The sequence below is a fragment of the Pseudoalteromonas sp. SG43-3 genome (assembly GCF_014164385.1).
In the GTDB taxonomy this organism is placed as follows: Bacteria; Pseudomonadota; Gammaproteobacteria; order Enterobacterales; family Alteromonadaceae; genus Pseudoalteromonas; species Pseudoalteromonas distincta.
Genome location: NZ_JACJFC010000018.1, coordinates 56,846 through 72,386, shown reverse-complemented (window position 1 = coordinate 72,386; position 15,541 = coordinate 56,846). Strand labels below are relative to the sequence as shown.

Annotated in this window: 13 protein-coding genes; all 13 read left to right on the top strand. The window is 38.7% G+C overall.

Going from position 1 to position 15,541, the window contains the following annotated elements:
- The first annotated feature begins 69 nt into the window (after positions 1 to 69).
- The 13 genes from ubiE (at position 70) to mdoH (ending at position 15,508) form a co-directional block, all read left to right on the top strand.
- On the top strand, positions 70 to 825 hold the full coding sequence (ubiE, locus tag H5157_RS15845) for a bifunctional demethylmenaquinone methyltransferase/2-methoxy-6-polyprenyl-1,4-benzoquinol methylase UbiE (protein WP_024597074.1): 756 nt from the start codon (positions 70 to 72) through the stop codon (positions 823 to 825).
- Positions 826 to 836: 11 nt separating this feature from the next.
- Positions 837 to 1,520: an SCP2 domain-containing protein gene (locus tag H5157_RS15840; protein WP_182725050.1), complete on the top strand. Its 684-nt coding sequence runs from the start codon at positions 837 to 839 to the stop codon at positions 1,518 to 1,520.
- A gap of 9 nt (positions 1,521 to 1,529) precedes the next feature.
- Positions 1,530 to 3,131, top strand: coding sequence for a ubiquinone biosynthesis regulatory protein kinase UbiB (ubiB, locus tag H5157_RS15835; RefSeq protein WP_024597076.1), 1,602 nt, complete (start codon positions 1,530 to 1,532; stop codon positions 3,129 to 3,131).
- Positions 3,132 to 3,211: 80 nt separating this feature from the next.
- Positions 3,212 to 3,460, top strand: a complete 249-nt coding sequence (tatA, locus tag H5157_RS15830; protein WP_004334954.1) for a Sec-independent protein translocase subunit TatA — start codon at positions 3,212 to 3,214, stop codon at positions 3,458 to 3,460.
- Positions 3,461 to 3,465: 5 nt separating this feature from the next.
- Positions 3,466 to 3,798 carry a Sec-independent protein translocase protein TatB gene (gene tatB, locus H5157_RS15825; RefSeq protein ID WP_024597077.1) on the top strand — a complete coding sequence of 111 codons (333 nt, stop codon included), beginning with the start codon at positions 3,466 to 3,468 and terminating at the stop codon, positions 3,796 to 3,798.
- Between the two features lie 48 nt (positions 3,799 to 3,846).
- Entirely contained in the window at positions 3,847 to 4,587 is a 741-nt protein-coding gene (gene tatC / locus H5157_RS15820) for a twin-arginine translocase subunit TatC (protein WP_004334958.1), read from the top strand.
- 1 nt (position 4,588) lies between these two features.
- On the top strand, positions 4,589 to 5,104 hold the full coding sequence (locus H5157_RS15815; protein ID WP_138489908.1) for a hypothetical protein: 516 nt from the start codon (positions 4,589 to 4,591) through the stop codon (positions 5,102 to 5,104).
- A complete protein-coding gene (locus tag H5157_RS15810) occupies positions 5,104 to 5,889 on the top strand; it encodes a TatD family hydrolase (protein ID WP_182725049.1) in 786 nt (261 codons plus the stop codon). The genes H5157_RS15815 and H5157_RS15810 overlap by 1 nt, the downstream gene beginning before the upstream one ends.
- Positions 5,889 to 7,742 carry a diguanylate cyclase gene (locus H5157_RS15805; RefSeq protein WP_182725048.1) on the top strand — a complete coding sequence of 618 codons (1,854 nt, stop codon included), beginning with the start codon at positions 5,889 to 5,891 and terminating at the stop codon, positions 7,740 to 7,742. Before H5157_RS15810 ends, H5157_RS15805 begins: the two co-directional genes overlap by 1 nt.
- Before the next feature lie 12 nt (positions 7,743 to 7,754).
- A complete protein-coding gene (hemB, locus tag H5157_RS15800; protein ID WP_024597079.1) occupies positions 7,755 to 8,765 on the top strand; it encodes a porphobilinogen synthase in 1,011 nt (336 codons plus the stop codon).
- A 127-nt stretch (positions 8,766 to 8,892) separates the two neighbouring features.
- Positions 8,893 to 11,625: an ExeM/NucH family extracellular endonuclease gene (locus H5157_RS15795; protein ID WP_182725047.1), complete on the top strand. Its 2,733-nt coding sequence runs from the start codon at positions 8,893 to 8,895 to the stop codon at positions 11,623 to 11,625.
- A gap of 330 nt (positions 11,626 to 11,955) precedes the next feature.
- Positions 11,956 to 13,575 carry a glucan biosynthesis protein gene (locus H5157_RS15790; RefSeq protein ID WP_182725046.1) on the top strand — a complete coding sequence of 540 codons (1,620 nt, stop codon included), beginning with the start codon at positions 11,956 to 11,958 and terminating at the stop codon, positions 13,573 to 13,575.
- Positions 13,547 to 15,508 (top strand): glucans biosynthesis glucosyltransferase MdoH, encoded by a 1,962-nt coding sequence (gene mdoH, locus H5157_RS15785; RefSeq protein ID WP_182725045.1) that lies wholly within the window; start codon positions 13,547 to 13,549, stop codon positions 15,506 to 15,508. The genes H5157_RS15790 and mdoH overlap by 29 nt, the downstream gene beginning before the upstream one ends.
- Positions 15,509 to 15,541: the final 33 nt, after the last annotated feature.

The window sequence follows — 15,541 nt, the reverse complement described above, 5'->3', positions numbered from 1 at the left end:
CATATTCAAATTGCACCTACTGCGTACAATAAAGTACACTAACCTCTATTGTCACGATAGAGATTAGTCATGAACGAAACCGAACAAAAGACCACGCATTTTGGTTATAAAACAGTAGCCGAGGGCGATAAAGCTTCTATGGTTGCTGATGTATTTCACTCAGTAGCTGCAAAATACGATGTAATGAATGATTTAATGTCTTTTGGTGTGCATCGTTTATGGAAACGTCAAACTATTGCAAGCTCAGGTGTTCGTAAAGGCCATCATGTACTCGATTTAGCCGGCGGCACTGGCGACTTAACGGCAAAATTTAGTCAACTAGTTGGCGAGACCGGTCAAGTTGTTTTGGGCGATATAAATTCATCTATGCTTAAGGTTGGTCGTGAAAAACTACACAATCTTGGCTTAGTAGGCAATATTGACTACGTACAAATGAATGCTGAAATGCTGCCATTTCCAGATAATAGCTTTGATGTGATCACTATTGCCTTTGGCTTACGTAACGTTACCGATAAAGACAAAGCATTACGCTCTATGTACCGTATTTTAAAGCCAGGTGGCAGATTACTTGTTTTAGAGTTTTCAAAACCAGAGCATGACGTACTTAGTAAAGCTTACGATTTTTACTCATTTAATTTATTGCCAACAATGGGTAAGCTAGTTGCTAACGACAGTGAATCGTACAAGTATTTAGCTGAGTCTATTCGTATGCATCCAGATCAAGACACATTAAAAGCGATGATGGAAGATGCGGGCTTTGAACAAACAACATACCAAAACCTCACAGGCGGAATTGTTGCACTGCATCGTGGTTTTAAATATTAAGGCTAGCAGTTATGGCGCTTGAAAAAATAACAAAAAGCAATAATGGTGCAATGTCATCTGAGTTTTTTATGTTACCTAATTTTGTACTTTCGCTTATTGAGCGTCTACTAAATCAAGCGCTTAGCCTTGACCCACAATTATCTCAAAAGCTAAACGCCGTTAAACATAAGCGCTTAGTGGTTGAAATAAGAGATTGGCAACAAAGCATCCAACTCGTTTATAGTGCTGATCAATTACACTTATACAGTGCCCAAAGTAACGAAAACGCAGATTGTATGATCAGCGCAGATATAGAAACACTTTTAGCGCTCAAAAACCCTGCAATGCTTACCCAATTAATTCGCCAAGATAAGCTCGACTTACAAGGCGATTTAAATATTGCGCAAACTTATAGCAATGCATTTTCAGGTATTGATATTGATTGGCCTGAACAACTTTCTAAATACATTGGCGATGCACCCGCTCAGCAGTTATACCTGCACTTAAAAGAACTAAAACAAAAGAGCAGCAAAACCAATACTAAAATAAGTACCATGCTTACAAGTTTATGCCAAGATGAGCTCGCAATTACTATTCATCCATTAGAACTTGAGCAATTTAAACAAAAAAATAGAGAACTCAAAGGACAAGTCGCTGCCGTTGAGCAACGCATTAACGCCCTCTTAAATTCTTTTTTACCTTCAAACACCCGCTAAGGATTTTTTGTGTCGACTGCACGTTTGTATAACATCACCAAAACGTTACTTAGCTATGGACTAGACGAGCTAATTCCAAAGCATAAAGTGCCTTGGTTTGGTAAAATAGCCCGTGGTAGTTTATTTTGGCTGCGTAATCAGCACAAAGAAAAACCGGCGGGGCTACGTTTACGTTTAGCATTACAAGAGCTGGGTCCTGTTTGGATCAAATTTGGTCAAATGCTCTCTACTCGTCGTGATTTACTCCCTCATGATATCGCTTTAGAGCTTGCGTTTTTGCAAGATCAAGTTCAACCATTTGAAGGCGAACTTGCACAAAAAATAATAGAAAAAGCGCTCGAAATTAACGATATAAGTGAATTATTTAGTGAGTTTTCACAAACTCCACTGGCCTCTGCATCTATAGCGCAAGTACATACAGCAAAACTTATTGATGAGCAAAGTATTGAGCAAGATGTCGTAATTAAGGTTATTAGACCCAATATTTATGAGCAAATTAATGCCGATTTAGCGCTAATGGAAAAGCTCGCAAAGGTACTTGCAAAAGTACATAACGAATCAAAACGCCTGCGTCCTGTAGAAGTAGTTAAAGAATATAAGAAAACACTCCTAGACGAGCTCGACTTAATGCGAGAAGGTGCCAACGGCATTCAACTAAAACGCAATTTTGAAGGCTCTGATTCATTATACATCCCTGCAGTTTACAGTGATTACAGCCGTAGCAATGTGCTGGTGATGGAGCGTATTTACGGCATACCCGTCTCTGATACCGATGCACTTATGGCGCAAAACACTAATATGAAATTACTTGCTGAGCGTGGCGTAGAAGTGTTTTTTACGCAGGTGTTTAGAGACAGCTTTTTTCATGCCGACATGCATCCGGGTAATATTTTCGTCTCTCGAGAGCACCCTGAAAACCCAATGTATATCGGTATTGATTGCGGTATTGTTGGTACGTTAAGCAAAGAAGATAAACGCTATTTAGCTGAAAACTTTATCGCCTTTTTTAATCGTGATTATCGCCAAGTTGCACAGCTACACGTTGATTCTGGTTGGGTACCACCAGATACTAGCATTGAAGAATTTGAATTTGCGATTCGCACAGTTTGCGAGCCTATATTTAATAAACCTTTGGCCGAAATTTCATTTGGGCACGTACTCGTAAATCTATTTAATACTGCACGTCGTTTTAACATGCAGGTACAGCCGCAATTAGTACTACTACAAAAAACTTTATTATACGTTGAAGGATTGGGACGTCAGCTTTACCCACAACTCGACTTATGGAAAACAGCTAAGCCCTTTTTAGAAGATTGGGTAAAGCAACAAGTTGGACCGCTATCAGTACTGAAACAAATGTATGCTAACTTACCATTTTGGGCTGAAAAAATGCCCGAGTTACCGGATCTAATTTACCAAAATTTAAAGCGTGCACCACACATTCAACCGCAAGAACAAAAGGTATCTCATAAACCTTTAATATTGAGTTTATTTGGTAGTGCTACAATGATTATGGCAACACTTTGTTATTTACAGCACGATTTAATAGCTGCAAGTCTTGCAATAAGCTTATCGGCTATTAGCTTTATAGCGGCATGGCGCAGCGCATAAACTGGGTGCTATTTGCGCTAGTGAGCGTATAATTAGTATTTAAAATAAACATTTAACCGTTTTATATATTGGAGAAAACCATGGGTTTTGGTGGTATTAGTATTTGGCAATTATTAATTGTTTTAGCGATCATAGTTTTACTTTTTGGCACAAAAAAACTACGCGGTATGGGTGGCGATATTGGGGGCGCTGTAAAGGGCTTCAAAAAAGCAATGTCAGATGATCAAATGAGCGAGAAAGAGAAATCCGAGCAAATTCAACAATCAGAAAAAAACACTGCTGACAACTCAACCGATACTGAAAAAAACAAAGATAACAATAAGGTTTAATTAGTATGGGCATGTGGGAACTTGTTGTTATTTTTATTGTTGGTTTAGTGGTGCTCGGCCCTGAGCGCTTACCTGTTGCAATTAGAACAGTGAGTAAATGGGTTAAAACCGCTAAATCACTTGCCAACTCAGTAAAAGCCGAAGTAAGTGAAGAGCTTCGCATCCATGAGCTGCACGAAAACCTTAAAAAAGCAGAACAGCAAGAATTAAAAGATTTAAGCCCTGAGTTACAAAGCTCACTAACAGAGCTACAAAAAGCGGCTGAATCAGTTACTCACAGCTACAAAAAACAACAATCTGATACATCAAATAACCAACAACTTGATGAGAAAAAGTGAAATTTATTTCTCACTTTGTGGTCAACTTACTACATGGTATAAAAAATAATGGCTGAGGAAGTAAAATCAGGGTTTGTAGCTCATTTAATTGAGTTGCGTGATCGGCTAATAAAAGCGCTACTAAGCATTTTTGTTATTTTTATTGCCATAGTATATTTTGCAAATGATATTTATGCTTTTGTTGCACAGCCGTTAGTCTCGCATTTGCCAAGTACGGCAACCATGATTGCAACCGATGTAACAGCTCCCTTTTTTGCACCTTTCAAACTTACTTTATTTGTCGCTTTATTTGCGTCGATTCCATGGATATTGCATCAAGTTTGGGGGTTTATAGCGCCGGGTTTATATCAGCACGAAAAGAAAATGCTCATGCCTATTCTCGCCTCAAGTATAATATTATTTTATGGCGGCATAGCCTTTTGTTACTTTGTAGTTCTGCCAATTATTTTAGGGTTTTTTACAAGTACCGGTCCCGAAATGATGACCCTTGCACCTGACATAAGTAGTTATCTAGGATTTGTATTAAAGTTGTTTTTTGCATTTGGCGTCGCTTTCGAAATTCCAGTGGCTATTATGTTGCTATGCTGGAGTGGTGCAACAACAACAAAAAGCTTAAAAGAAAAGCGCCCTTATATCGTAGTGGGTGTTTTTGTAGTCGCGATGTTTTTAACACCGCCTGATGTATTATCACAAACATTGTTAGCATTTCCGATGCTTCTTCTGTTTGAGCTAGGTCTAATTTTAGCAAAGTTTTATACCGCTAAACCACAAAAAGAATCTGAGGAATAAAATGAAAAAACAACTACTCTCACTATTGGTTTTATTAAGCGCACCGACTTTTGCTGCGCAAACAGAGTTTAATACTCAAGCGTTACAAGCATGTAGCTTTATTGAAAACGATTTTAACCGCTTACTTTGTTACGATAATACCATCGCGGGTAAGTCACTGGTTAAGCCATCAGTAACAAAAACGCTCACACCACCAACAGCTAATAATGTACCTCAGGCAGTAGCCACAACACCAACAGAAGTGAAAAAAACAGCTGATGAGTTTGGGTTAGAGTACAAAAAATCACAGACAGAAAAAGACGCTGAAATTAAAGCGATGGTTGCTTCAGTTGAAGAAGCTGCTTACGGCGAGTTAATTATTTCGCTAGATAACGGTCAACAATGGCGTCAAATTGGATCTGACAGCATGCGCTTGAAAAAGAACGATACGATTGTAATTAGCCGTGGTGTTTTTAACTCATTTTTACTTAAAATTGACGGTGAAAACCGCTCTATTCGCGTTAAACGTACTAAGTAATGTCATATACATTAATTGATGCTGGAGTTAACTTAACTAATCATCAATTTGATGAGCAGCATCACGATGTAATTACCCGTGCCAATGAAGCGGGTGTTACAAATATGCTTATTATTGGTTGTGATATTGCAAGCAGTCAGCAATCACTTGAACTTGCAACAAAGCATCTTCAATATTCTACGGCGGGTATCCACCCACATGATGCAAAATCAGCCACTAATGAACTAGAAGCACAACTAACTGTACTTGCAAATAATAAGCATGTTATTGCTATTGGTGAATGTGGCCTTGATTATAACCGCGACTTTTCGCCTCGCGATGTACAGCGTAGTGTTTTTAGGCGCCAATTAGCACTTGCAGAGAAATTAGATTTACCTGTTTACTTGCATGAACGTGATGCAAGTAACGACATGCTAAGTATTTTAAAAGAGTTTAGTATTCGCGGTGTACTCCACTGCTTTACGGGTAACTCAGCAGCTCTAAAGCAATATTTAGATTTAGGTCTATATATTGGTATAACGGGTTGGGTATGTGATGAAAGGCGTGGAAAAGATTTACAACAGCTAGTGCCTAGCATTCCTCTAGATCGATTATTAATAGAAACTGATGCACCATTTTTAATTCCACGAACAGTTAAACCAAAACCTAAATCACGTAAAAATGAACCTGCCCTGCTTCCTTATATCTGTCAAACGGTTGCACAACTTTATCAAATAGATGAAGAAGTTGTGGCCCGTAAAACTACAGAAAACTTTCACCGTGTTTTTGGTTTAGAAGATCGTTAATGGTCTATGCAAAGGCACTTTTAAGCCTATTAGTATTCCTTTGCACTTTTTGCTGTTTCGCAAACCCAGTAATAATAAAACACGATTTTAACTCTCAAAACATTAATAACCTGTATTACTCTTTTGAACCAACGTCGCTATTAAGTGCACAACAAAGTAGCCATATACAGTGGCAAAAAAACACAGCAAAACCCCTTAATTTAGGACTAGAGCAGCGTCCTGTATGGATAAAATTTAAAATAAAAAATACACTTAGTTATAATACTGAGCAAATATTGTCACTAAACAATCCTTTGCTAAACGACGTTCAAGTATATCAATTACATAACTCGCAATTACTTTCTTATACTCAAATTGGTGATGCCTACCCCTTATATAAGCGCACAATTAAAAGTGAATCTTTATTAGTTAAACTGCTCAGCCCTGCAAATAGCGAAACGCTTATTATAATGAAAGTGGCGAATAGTTCAGGCTTGCGAGTCCCTTTAACACTGTGGCAACCAGAAGCTTATTTGGCACACAAAGGAAAACTCAATTTACTCTATGGCTTATTGATTGGTTTTATATTTTCTTTGGGTGTGAGTTGCATAGTTTTATATGGTTTTTCACGTAAAGGTTATTTTGTTTATGCTGGGGTTATATCTCTCACATTAGGTAGTGTATTAGCCTACCTTTGTGGTTTTGGCTTAAGGTACGTTCATCCTAATTTGCCTGCATTACAGCAAGTTATGACCCCTATATTACTTATGCTTATCACTTTATTGTTTTTGCCTTTGCAGAAGCAAGTTTGCCATCCCAGGCCCTCTCTTCTGCTAACTATTCAAAAAGTTGTAGTTAACGCTTTAGCTATTTCGTTATTATTTATTTGGCTACTTCCAAACAACATAGTTACATTATTTTGTTTAATCACTACTCCAATCGTTTTAGGCTTTTATATTGTAACTACCTTTATGTGCGTGCGTTTAACGCCTTCTAAACCAAACAAAGCACTATTACTTGTATTGGTTTTTTTCTTGGTGGTAATGCTTTATTTTACTGTTGCAGTAATGGGCCTATACGCCTTTGACAGAAGTACGCTCGCATTTGTATTTGCATGCTTTTTTGGTTGCACTTTTTGCTTATGCTACTGCGTAATGAAGTTATTTATTTTACAACGCGATGAAGAAGTGATTGCTCAACAAACCTTGATTGCTGAAAACACAGCACAAGATACACTACTTAAAGAGCGCTTAAAATTACAAGAAAAAACTCGCCAAGAACTTGAATCTCAGGTGGACGAGCGCACCTTTGAATTACAAGTGACGCTTAGAGAGCTTGAAGAAAAAAACCGCTCACTTGAGTTACTAAATACTGAAGACGCATTGACTGGAATAAAAAACAGACGCTTTTTTGATAAAAAACTGGTAATGGAGCTTCGTCGCTCTCGTCGAGAACAAACGCCGCTTAGCATTGTTATGCTTGATATAGATCGATTTAAAAATATCAACGACACGTACGGCCATATCATTGGCGATCAAGTTATTAAAGCAGTGTCTGACCTTATAAAAGACCATTTAAAACGACCACTCGATGAAGTTGCCCGTTATGGCGGTGAAGAATTTGTTGTGCTATTACCTAATACCCCTAGTGAAGGCGCACAAGACATAGCTGAAAAAATACGAGCTGATATCTCAGTAAGTACAGTAACGGTTGCCAATAATGATATTCAATTTACTATTAGCGCTGGTGTATACACCAGTATTGCTGATGATGTTAGCAACCCTCAAATTTTTACTGAGTGCGCCGACAAAGCACTTTATTACGCAAAGCAGCATGGCCGTAATCAAGTAATTACTTTTCCATTACCACAGTAGGAGCATATTAACATGGCCCAATCAGGATTAGACCTTTTCCCATATACTCGCATGCGCAGAATGCGCCGCAGCGACTTTTCTCGCCGCTTAATGGCTGAAAACCAGCTTAGCGTAAATGATTTAATTTACCCTGTATTTGTACTTGATGGTAAAAATCGCCGCGAGGTAATTGAATCAATGCCTGGTATTGAGCGCCTATCAATTGATTTACTGCTTGTTGAAGCAAAAGAACTCGTTGAACTTGGCGTACCTGCCGTTGCTATTTTTCCAGTAACGCCTGCGGATAAAAAATCATTATTTGCCGAAGAAGCATATAACGATGATGGCTTAGCACAACGCACCGTAAGAGCGTTAAAAGAAGCTTTTCCTGAGCTGGGTGTGATTACTGATGTAGCACTTGACCCTTTCACTACGCATGGCCAAGACGGTATTATTGATGATTCAGGTTATGTTATTAATGATGTCACTACTGAAATTTTAGTTAAACAAGCACTTTCCCATGCAGAAGCTGGTGCTGATGTTGTTGCCCCTTCTGATATGATGGATGGTCGTATTGGCGCTATTCGCGAAGCACTTGAAGCTGATGGGTTTATTCATACTCGAATTATGGCCTACTCAGCTAAATACGCATCTAGCTACTATGGCCCATTTAGAGATGCTGTAGGCTCTGCTGGTAACTTAAAAGGTGCTGATAAAAAAACTTACCAAATGGATCCAGCAAACTCTGATGAAGCAATACGTGAAGTCGCATTAGACTTACAAGAAGGCGCTGATATGGTTATGGTAAAGCCCGGTATGCCTTATTTAGATATTGTACGGCGTGTTAAAGACGAATTTGGTGTACCTACTTTCGCATATCAGGTAAGTGGCGAGTATGCAATGCACAAAGCAGCAATTGATAACGGTTGGTTAAGTGAAGAGGCTACAATAATGGAATCTTTACTTGCATTTAAGCGTGCAGGAGCCGATGGAATATTAACCTACTTTGCTAAGCAAGCCGCAAAATATCTAGCTAAAAAGTAATTTTTTATTAAAAGGCGGTTAAACCGCCTTTTGTTTACATTCATTTACATTTTTGTATTATTTTCGTCATATTTATTCTCTAAACTGGTGTCCCATTTTGGGATTAATACACGGGAATAATAAAAAAATGTTTAAAACAAAAATAACACCACTCGCACTTGTTATAGCAAGTCTCAGTGCACCAGCATCCGCTGATCTAATCATTTCAGAATATATAGAGGGAAGCAGTAATAATAAAGCAATCGAGCTTTATAATAATGCTGATACGGAGCTTTCTCTTGAAGGTTATACTTTAGGACTCTATTCAAATGGTAGCAGTTCGATTGGCAACTCGATTGATTTAACCGGAACATTGGCCGCCAATACCACCTACATTATTTCAAACCCCAGTGCAGCAGCTGCAATACTTGATATTGCAGATGAAACCAGCACAGTAACCTACTATAACGGTGATGATGCCCTTGTTTTAACTAAAGACGGTGTAATTGTTGATAGTTTTGGTCAAGTTGGTGTTGATCCGGGTTCAGAGTGGTCTGAAGGGGGTGTAACTACGGTTAACAAAACGCTGCGAAGAAAAGATAGCATTACCACAGGCCGAACTGACTCGACAGCCATTTTTGATCCTAGCGAAGAATGGGAACAGTTTGATATTGACACCTTTGATGGATTAGGTTCACACACAGGAAACGGCGGTACCGCTCCTGTGCCAGACCCTGAGCCAGAACCACTTGAACCACTAGTTTGTGGTGCAGAAAAAACACTAATAAATGCTATTCAAGGTGACGGCTCTGCTAGCCCACTTGTAGGTACATTAGTAGAACTTGAAGGTGTTGTAAGCGCCGATTTTCAAGGTGATGAACAATTAAAAGGCTTTTTTGTTAACTCACTGGCTGCTGATATAGATGCAAATCCACTTACCTCTGAAGGTGTATTTGTATATTTTGCAGATACTGACGTGAATGTAGGCGACCATGTACGTGTACAAGGTACTGTTGAAGAATATTTTGATGCAACACAAATTGGCAGTGTTAGCCAAGTTGCGGTGTGTGGCACTGGTTTAGCTGCAGCAGCTACAAAAATCACTTTACCTTTAGCTAATACAACTGATTTAGAAGCTTTTGAAGGTATGTTAGTCACATTAGAGCAACCATTAGTAGTGACTAATAACTTTGGTCTTGGTCGATATGGTGAAGTTGAATTAGCAACAGAGCGCTTGTACCAAGGTACTCAGGTTGCGTTACCTGGCGATGCTGCTAATGCAGTTGAAACTGAAAATCTACTTAAAAAGATTTTAATAGATGATGGCTCTACAGTACAAAACTTAGACCCTACAGCTTATCCAACTCCAGGCTTATCGGCAGAAAATACATTACGAACTGGCGATACTGTTAATACTGTTACAGGGGCACTTGCTTATAGCTTCGGTCTTTACCGAATTCACCCAACTTTAGCGCCTTCGTTTATTGCAACAAATGCACGTGAAGATGCGCCTGAACTTAATGCTGAAGCAGATTTACGTGTAGCTAGCTTTAACGTACTTAATTACTTCAATGGTGATGGCCAAGGCGGAGGGTTCCCTACATCTCGAGGTGCAGATACTGAAGCTGAATTTATTCGTCAAGAAGCTAAAATTGTAAGTGCTATTAGCGCTATTGAGGCCGATGTTGTTGGTTTAATGGAAATTGAGAATGATGGCTTTGGCGAATTTAGTGCAATTGCTAGCTTAGTAGATGCATTAAATGATGCAGATAGTGCTAACAACTATGCATTTGTTGATTTTAACGTAGATCAAATTGGTACCGATGCAATTACTACCGCACTTATCTATCGTGCTAACAAAGTAGAAGAAGTAGGCACTGCTGCCATTACAACTGAGGCTCCATTTGATTTTAGTAACCGTGCTCCAATTGCACAAAGCTTTAAATCAATAGAAACTGATGAAGTATTTACTGTTGCTGTGTCACATCTTAAATCTAAAAGCTGTGGTAGTGCTTCTGGAAATAATGCAGATTTAGGTGATGGCCAAGGCTGTTGGAATGAAATACGCACGCAAGGTGCTAATGCATTCGCAGATTGGCTTGATAGCAAACCAACCGGTGTTGATGACGAAGATACTATTTTAGTCGGCGATATGAATGCTTACGCAATGGAAGATCCAATACGTGCATTTGCTGATAAAGGCTACAAAAATGTAGTTGCTGAAATTGATGGTGATACACTTGGTTATTCTTATAGCTTTTCTGGTCGTGCAGGAAGTTTAGACCATGCAGTAGCTACACAATCATTACTTAGCAAAGTTGTCGCTGCAACAGATTGGCATATCAACGCAGATGAACCTATTTCACTTGATTACAATGTAGAGTTTAAAAGCGAAGGTCAACAATCTAGCTTGTACTCTGAAAGTGCATACCGCGCATCAGACCATGACCCTGTGATTATTGACATTAAATCTGAAATTACTTTAACGCCTGAAGAGCAAACACCTGTAATTGCAGCCGATCAAGTTTTTGCAATCGATGAAAACAGCGCAATTGGCACAATTATCGGCACGCTCGATTTTAGTGATCCAAATGCCGATGAATCACCTGTTGTTAAATTTATTACATCTGATAATGACAGCGTTTCTATTAACAATGAGGGGCAGTTAATTGTTGCTGGAGAGATTGATTACGAATTCGAAAATCGTATTACTTTAACAGTACAAGCTCAAGATAGTGCTGGTAACTTATCAAACATTGAAAAAGTAGCCATTAAGGTAAATAACTTACGCTCAGATGATGATAATGATGCAGGTTCATTATTATGGTTATCACTTCTTTTAGCACCACTATCAATAGTGCGTCGATTTAAAAAGAAATAATTAAGTAAAATCTAAACATATAAAAAGCCGCTTTTGCGGCTTTTTTATTTTATACAAATGTAATTCAGACAAGCTTCATTAAACTCCCCGTAATATGTTCATACGATTAGTGAGTCTTCTAGTAATTAATCAGTAACAACTACATAAGATTGAGTGAATTTTACACAACAAAAACCTCAATGAGTTACGTATATTGGTTTTCCTATTGATAAATATGAACTTTTATAAGGGTTCACATTTTGCTTTAAGTAAATTAGAAGATACTTACAAAACAAAATCAATATTTACCCTAAACGTAAAAATAAGTCGTGTTTTTATAAAGGAATGAGAATGAAACAACTAACCCAAAACTTGCCTAAATGGCAAAAAAAGTCAGCACCACTACTGGGTCTACTTATTATTTTTTCGACTTGGGGCAATAGCAACCAAGCGATTGCTGCAACTGTTGATGTAGCAATTCCACAAAGTAGCTTATTTGATGTAATTAGCGCTCGCGCTAAAAAGCTAGCAAGCGAAGAATATGTGGCACCTAAAAACATAGAGCTTGAAGCACTAAATAATATTGATTATCAAGACTACCGTTCAATTCGATTTAAAAAAGACAAAGCGGTGTGGAAAGATGAAGGCCTGTACGAGCTGCAATTATTCCACCCTGGTTTTTTATATAAAACACCTGTAACAATAAATACTGTTGATAGCGACTCTAAACGTAGCCGCTTACCTTTCAGCACCGACTTTTACCAATACGATGGCACTGCTGCACCACTACAAGAAGAAATAGCTAAAAGTGTGGCGGGCACTCAACTAGGCCATGCTGGATTTCGCTTACATTACCCATTAAATACTAACGAGTATAAAGACGAAGTAATGGTATTTCAGGGAGCATCGTATTTTAGAGTCGTTGGCCCTCAACAAGTTTATGGCTTATCAGCAAGAGGCCTTGCCATTGATACTGCTGAGAATTCGGGTGAAGAATTTCCAATGTTCAAAGAGTTTTGGTTAGTTAAACCAAAGGCAGAGCAAACACAAATCATCATTTTTGCATTATTGGATAGTCCATCTATTTCTGGTGCGTACAAATTTAGCGTCGACCCTACAACTAACATGCTAGTTGATGTTGATATGCAGATTTTTGCGCGTAAAGATATTAAAAAACTAGGTGTAGCACCATTAACGAGTATGTTTTATCACGGCGAAAACAGCACCAAATTTTTTGATGACTATCGCCCTGAAGTTCATGACTCGGATGGCCTATTAACTCAATCTGCTGATGACAAGTGGGTATGGCGTCCTCTTAACAACCCATCACAACTCAGCGTTACTTCATTTTCGTACAATAATCCAAAAGGTTTTGGGTTAGCTCAACGAGACCGAGACTTTAATAACTATCTAGACACAGAAGCACATTACCACGACCGCCCTAGCCTATGGATTGAACCACAAGGTGAGTGGGGAAATGGTCGTGTAGAGCTTGTAGAAATACCGACTGATACAGAAACTAACGACAATATCGTAAGTTACTGGGTACCAGAAAAACCAATGAAGGCCGGAGATTCATTAAAATTAAGCTACAAAATGACCACCTTTAATTCAGTTTTAACTCAGCACGAGAAAGCACGTGTACTACGTACAAGAATTGGTAGCGCCGCTTTACCTGGTGAGGACAACCCACCACCAAAAAGCCACCGCCAATTTACTGTTGATTTTACTGGATCAGAAATAAATCAACTGTCTAAACAGTTAAAACTAGATGCCGACATTCAACTTACAACAGGCGAAGTAACCGACGTGAATGTACAAAAACTTCCGGATTCACGTGGATGGCGTGTAGCCTTTAAAATTGCACCACAGGACGATCAACCCGTTGATATGCGTTTATCGTTAAAACTACGTGACAAAGAAATTAGCGAGGTATGGAGCTATGTTTGGTACCCAAATGACATCAAGTAATAAAGGTAGGGGCACTCCAATGCCATTCAAAACACTAAGAGTATGGCTATTTGCCATTGCGGCACTTGGCACATCTGGCTACGGCATATCTATTATGTTTGAGATTTTAAGCTCAAACGGTATGACACTACTTGAGTATGCTCTTTTAATATTATTCTCAATCACATTTGCTTGGATTGTAACGGCCTTTTGTAGTGGCACAATCGGCTTTGTACTACAGTTATTTCGAATTGACCCGCTTACGTTAAAACGTATTAAACCAATTGAGTTCAATAACGAGGCAATTAACGCTCAGAAAACCGCCGTTGTAATGCCTATTTATAACGAAGATACCCACCGTGTTATCGCGGGCTTTGAAGTAAGTCTACAATCGTTAAAAGAAACTGGTCAGCTTGATAATTTTGATTTTTATTTATTAAGCGATACACAAGACCCTCAAATAGTTAAAAACGAGCTAAGTGCATGGCATGCATTGTGCGAACGTTTAGGGGATACAGCAAAGCATGTTTTTTATCGTCGTCGCGAAGATAACAAACACCGCAAAGTAGGTAACCTAACCGACTTTTGTGAGCGCTGGGGAAGTAATTACGACCATATGATTGTGCTTGATGCAGATAGCGTAATGACCGGTAAATGTATGTTAGAACTTACTACAAGCATGCTAAACAACCCACAAGCAGGCCTGATCCAAACGATTCCAATACCTGTTCGTCAAGATACCTTTTTTGGTCGTTTTTTACAGTTTGCATCAGTGCTATATAGCCCAATGCTCGCTACTGGCTCAGCATTTTGGCAAACAGATAAAGCCAACTACTGGGGTCATAATGCAATCATTAGAGTTGAAGCATTTATAACGTGCTGTGGCTTGCCAACACTCAAAGGTAACGCACCCTTTGGCGGTGAGATTTTAAGTCATGACTTTGTAGAAGCATCACTACTTCATAGTGCAGGTTGGGATGTACTATTACTATCAGATATTGAAGGCAGCTACGAAGAAGTACCAAGTAATATTCTCGATTATGCTGTACGCGATAGACGCTGGGTACAGGGTAATATTCAGCACTTAGGTTTACTATCGTCATCTAAATTAAAATTAATGAGTAAGCTGCACTTTCTATTAGGTGCAACCGCTTATATTTCATCACTAATTTGGCTCTCAATGCTAGCGCTAAGTACTATTGATGCAGTAACGCGCGCATTAAATAGTGATGTGTACTTTAACCGTGTTTATCAATTATTTCCTACATGGCAAATAGCTAAAACCGATCTTATTGATTCACTCTTGTATTTAACTATTGTTATTTTATTAATGCCTAAATTAATGGGCGTAATAGTCACCCTAATACATAGAAACAAACGCTTTGGTGGTTCAATTAAGTTAATCCTAGGTTCAATTATTGAAACTGTATTTGCTATTATTGTTGCACCATTAATGATGGTATTTCATGCTTACTTTGTACTTTGCGTATTTTTAGGTAAAAAAGTGAAGTGGGATGCACAACCGCGCGAAGGTCGTATGGTTCCGTGGAAAGAAGCGTTTGGTTATACGTTATTCTCTACTATTGTGGCTATAGCATGGGGTAGCACAGCCTACTACTTCACACCTGTATTCTTTTGGTGGCTATCACCTATATTATTAGGCTTAGTATTAGGTGCTCCAATTATCCGTTATACCAGTAGTATCAAACTCGGCGTACAACTAAGAAAGTTAGGTATATTTATTTGCCCTAGTGAAGTTGATAACGACTCAACTCTAGAGGCGCTTAAAGTACATCTAAAAGAGATTTCCGTGCCAAAGGAAGGAACTTACCCACAAACAATTCCGGCACTGCCACAAGAGCATATGGTATCAATGCCTATACAATCTTTTAAAAAGCCACGCAGGCTAAAGATGAAAGCGCTAAAAGCTAAGGCTATAAAAAAGTTTAATTAGCGCGTTATAAAATAAAAACAAAAAAGGAGCAAT

Bases quoted from the DNA above. Each gene is read 5' to 3' on its own strand.
- ubiE (WP_024597074.1), top strand. From the start codon at position 70: ATGAACGAAACCGAACAAAAGACCACGCATTTTGGTTATAAAACAGTA.
- H5157_RS15840 (WP_182725050.1), top strand. From the start codon at position 837: ATGGCGCTTGAAAAAATAACAAAAAGCAATAATGGTGCAATGTCATCT.
- tatA (WP_004334954.1), top strand. From the start codon at position 3,212: ATGGGTTTTGGTGGTATTAGTATTTGGCAATTATTAATTGTTTTAGCG.
- tatB (WP_024597077.1), top strand. From the start codon at position 3,466: ATGGGCATGTGGGAACTTGTTGTTATTTTTATTGTTGGTTTAGTGGTG.
- tatC (WP_004334958.1), top strand. From the start codon at position 3,847: ATGGCTGAGGAAGTAAAATCAGGGTTTGTAGCTCATTTAATTGAGTTG.
- H5157_RS15815 (WP_138489908.1), top strand. From the start codon at position 4,589: ATGAAAAAACAACTACTCTCACTATTGGTTTTATTAAGCGCACCGACT.
- H5157_RS15810 (WP_182725049.1), top strand. From the start codon at position 5,104: ATGTCATATACATTAATTGATGCTGGAGTTAACTTAACTAATCATCAA.
- H5157_RS15805 (WP_182725048.1), top strand. From the start codon at position 5,889: ATGGTCTATGCAAAGGCACTTTTAAGCCTATTAGTATTCCTTTGCACT.
- hemB (WP_024597079.1), top strand. From the start codon at position 7,755: ATGGCCCAATCAGGATTAGACCTTTTCCCATATACTCGCATGCGCAGA.
- H5157_RS15795 (WP_182725047.1), top strand. From the start codon at position 8,893: ATGTTTAAAACAAAAATAACACCACTCGCACTTGTTATAGCAAGTCTC.
- H5157_RS15790 (WP_182725046.1), top strand. From the start codon at position 11,956: ATGAAACAACTAACCCAAAACTTGCCTAAATGGCAAAAAAAGTCAGCA.
- mdoH (WP_182725045.1), top strand. From the start codon at position 13,547: ATGTTTGGTACCCAAATGACATCAAGTAATAAAGGTAGGGGCACTCCA.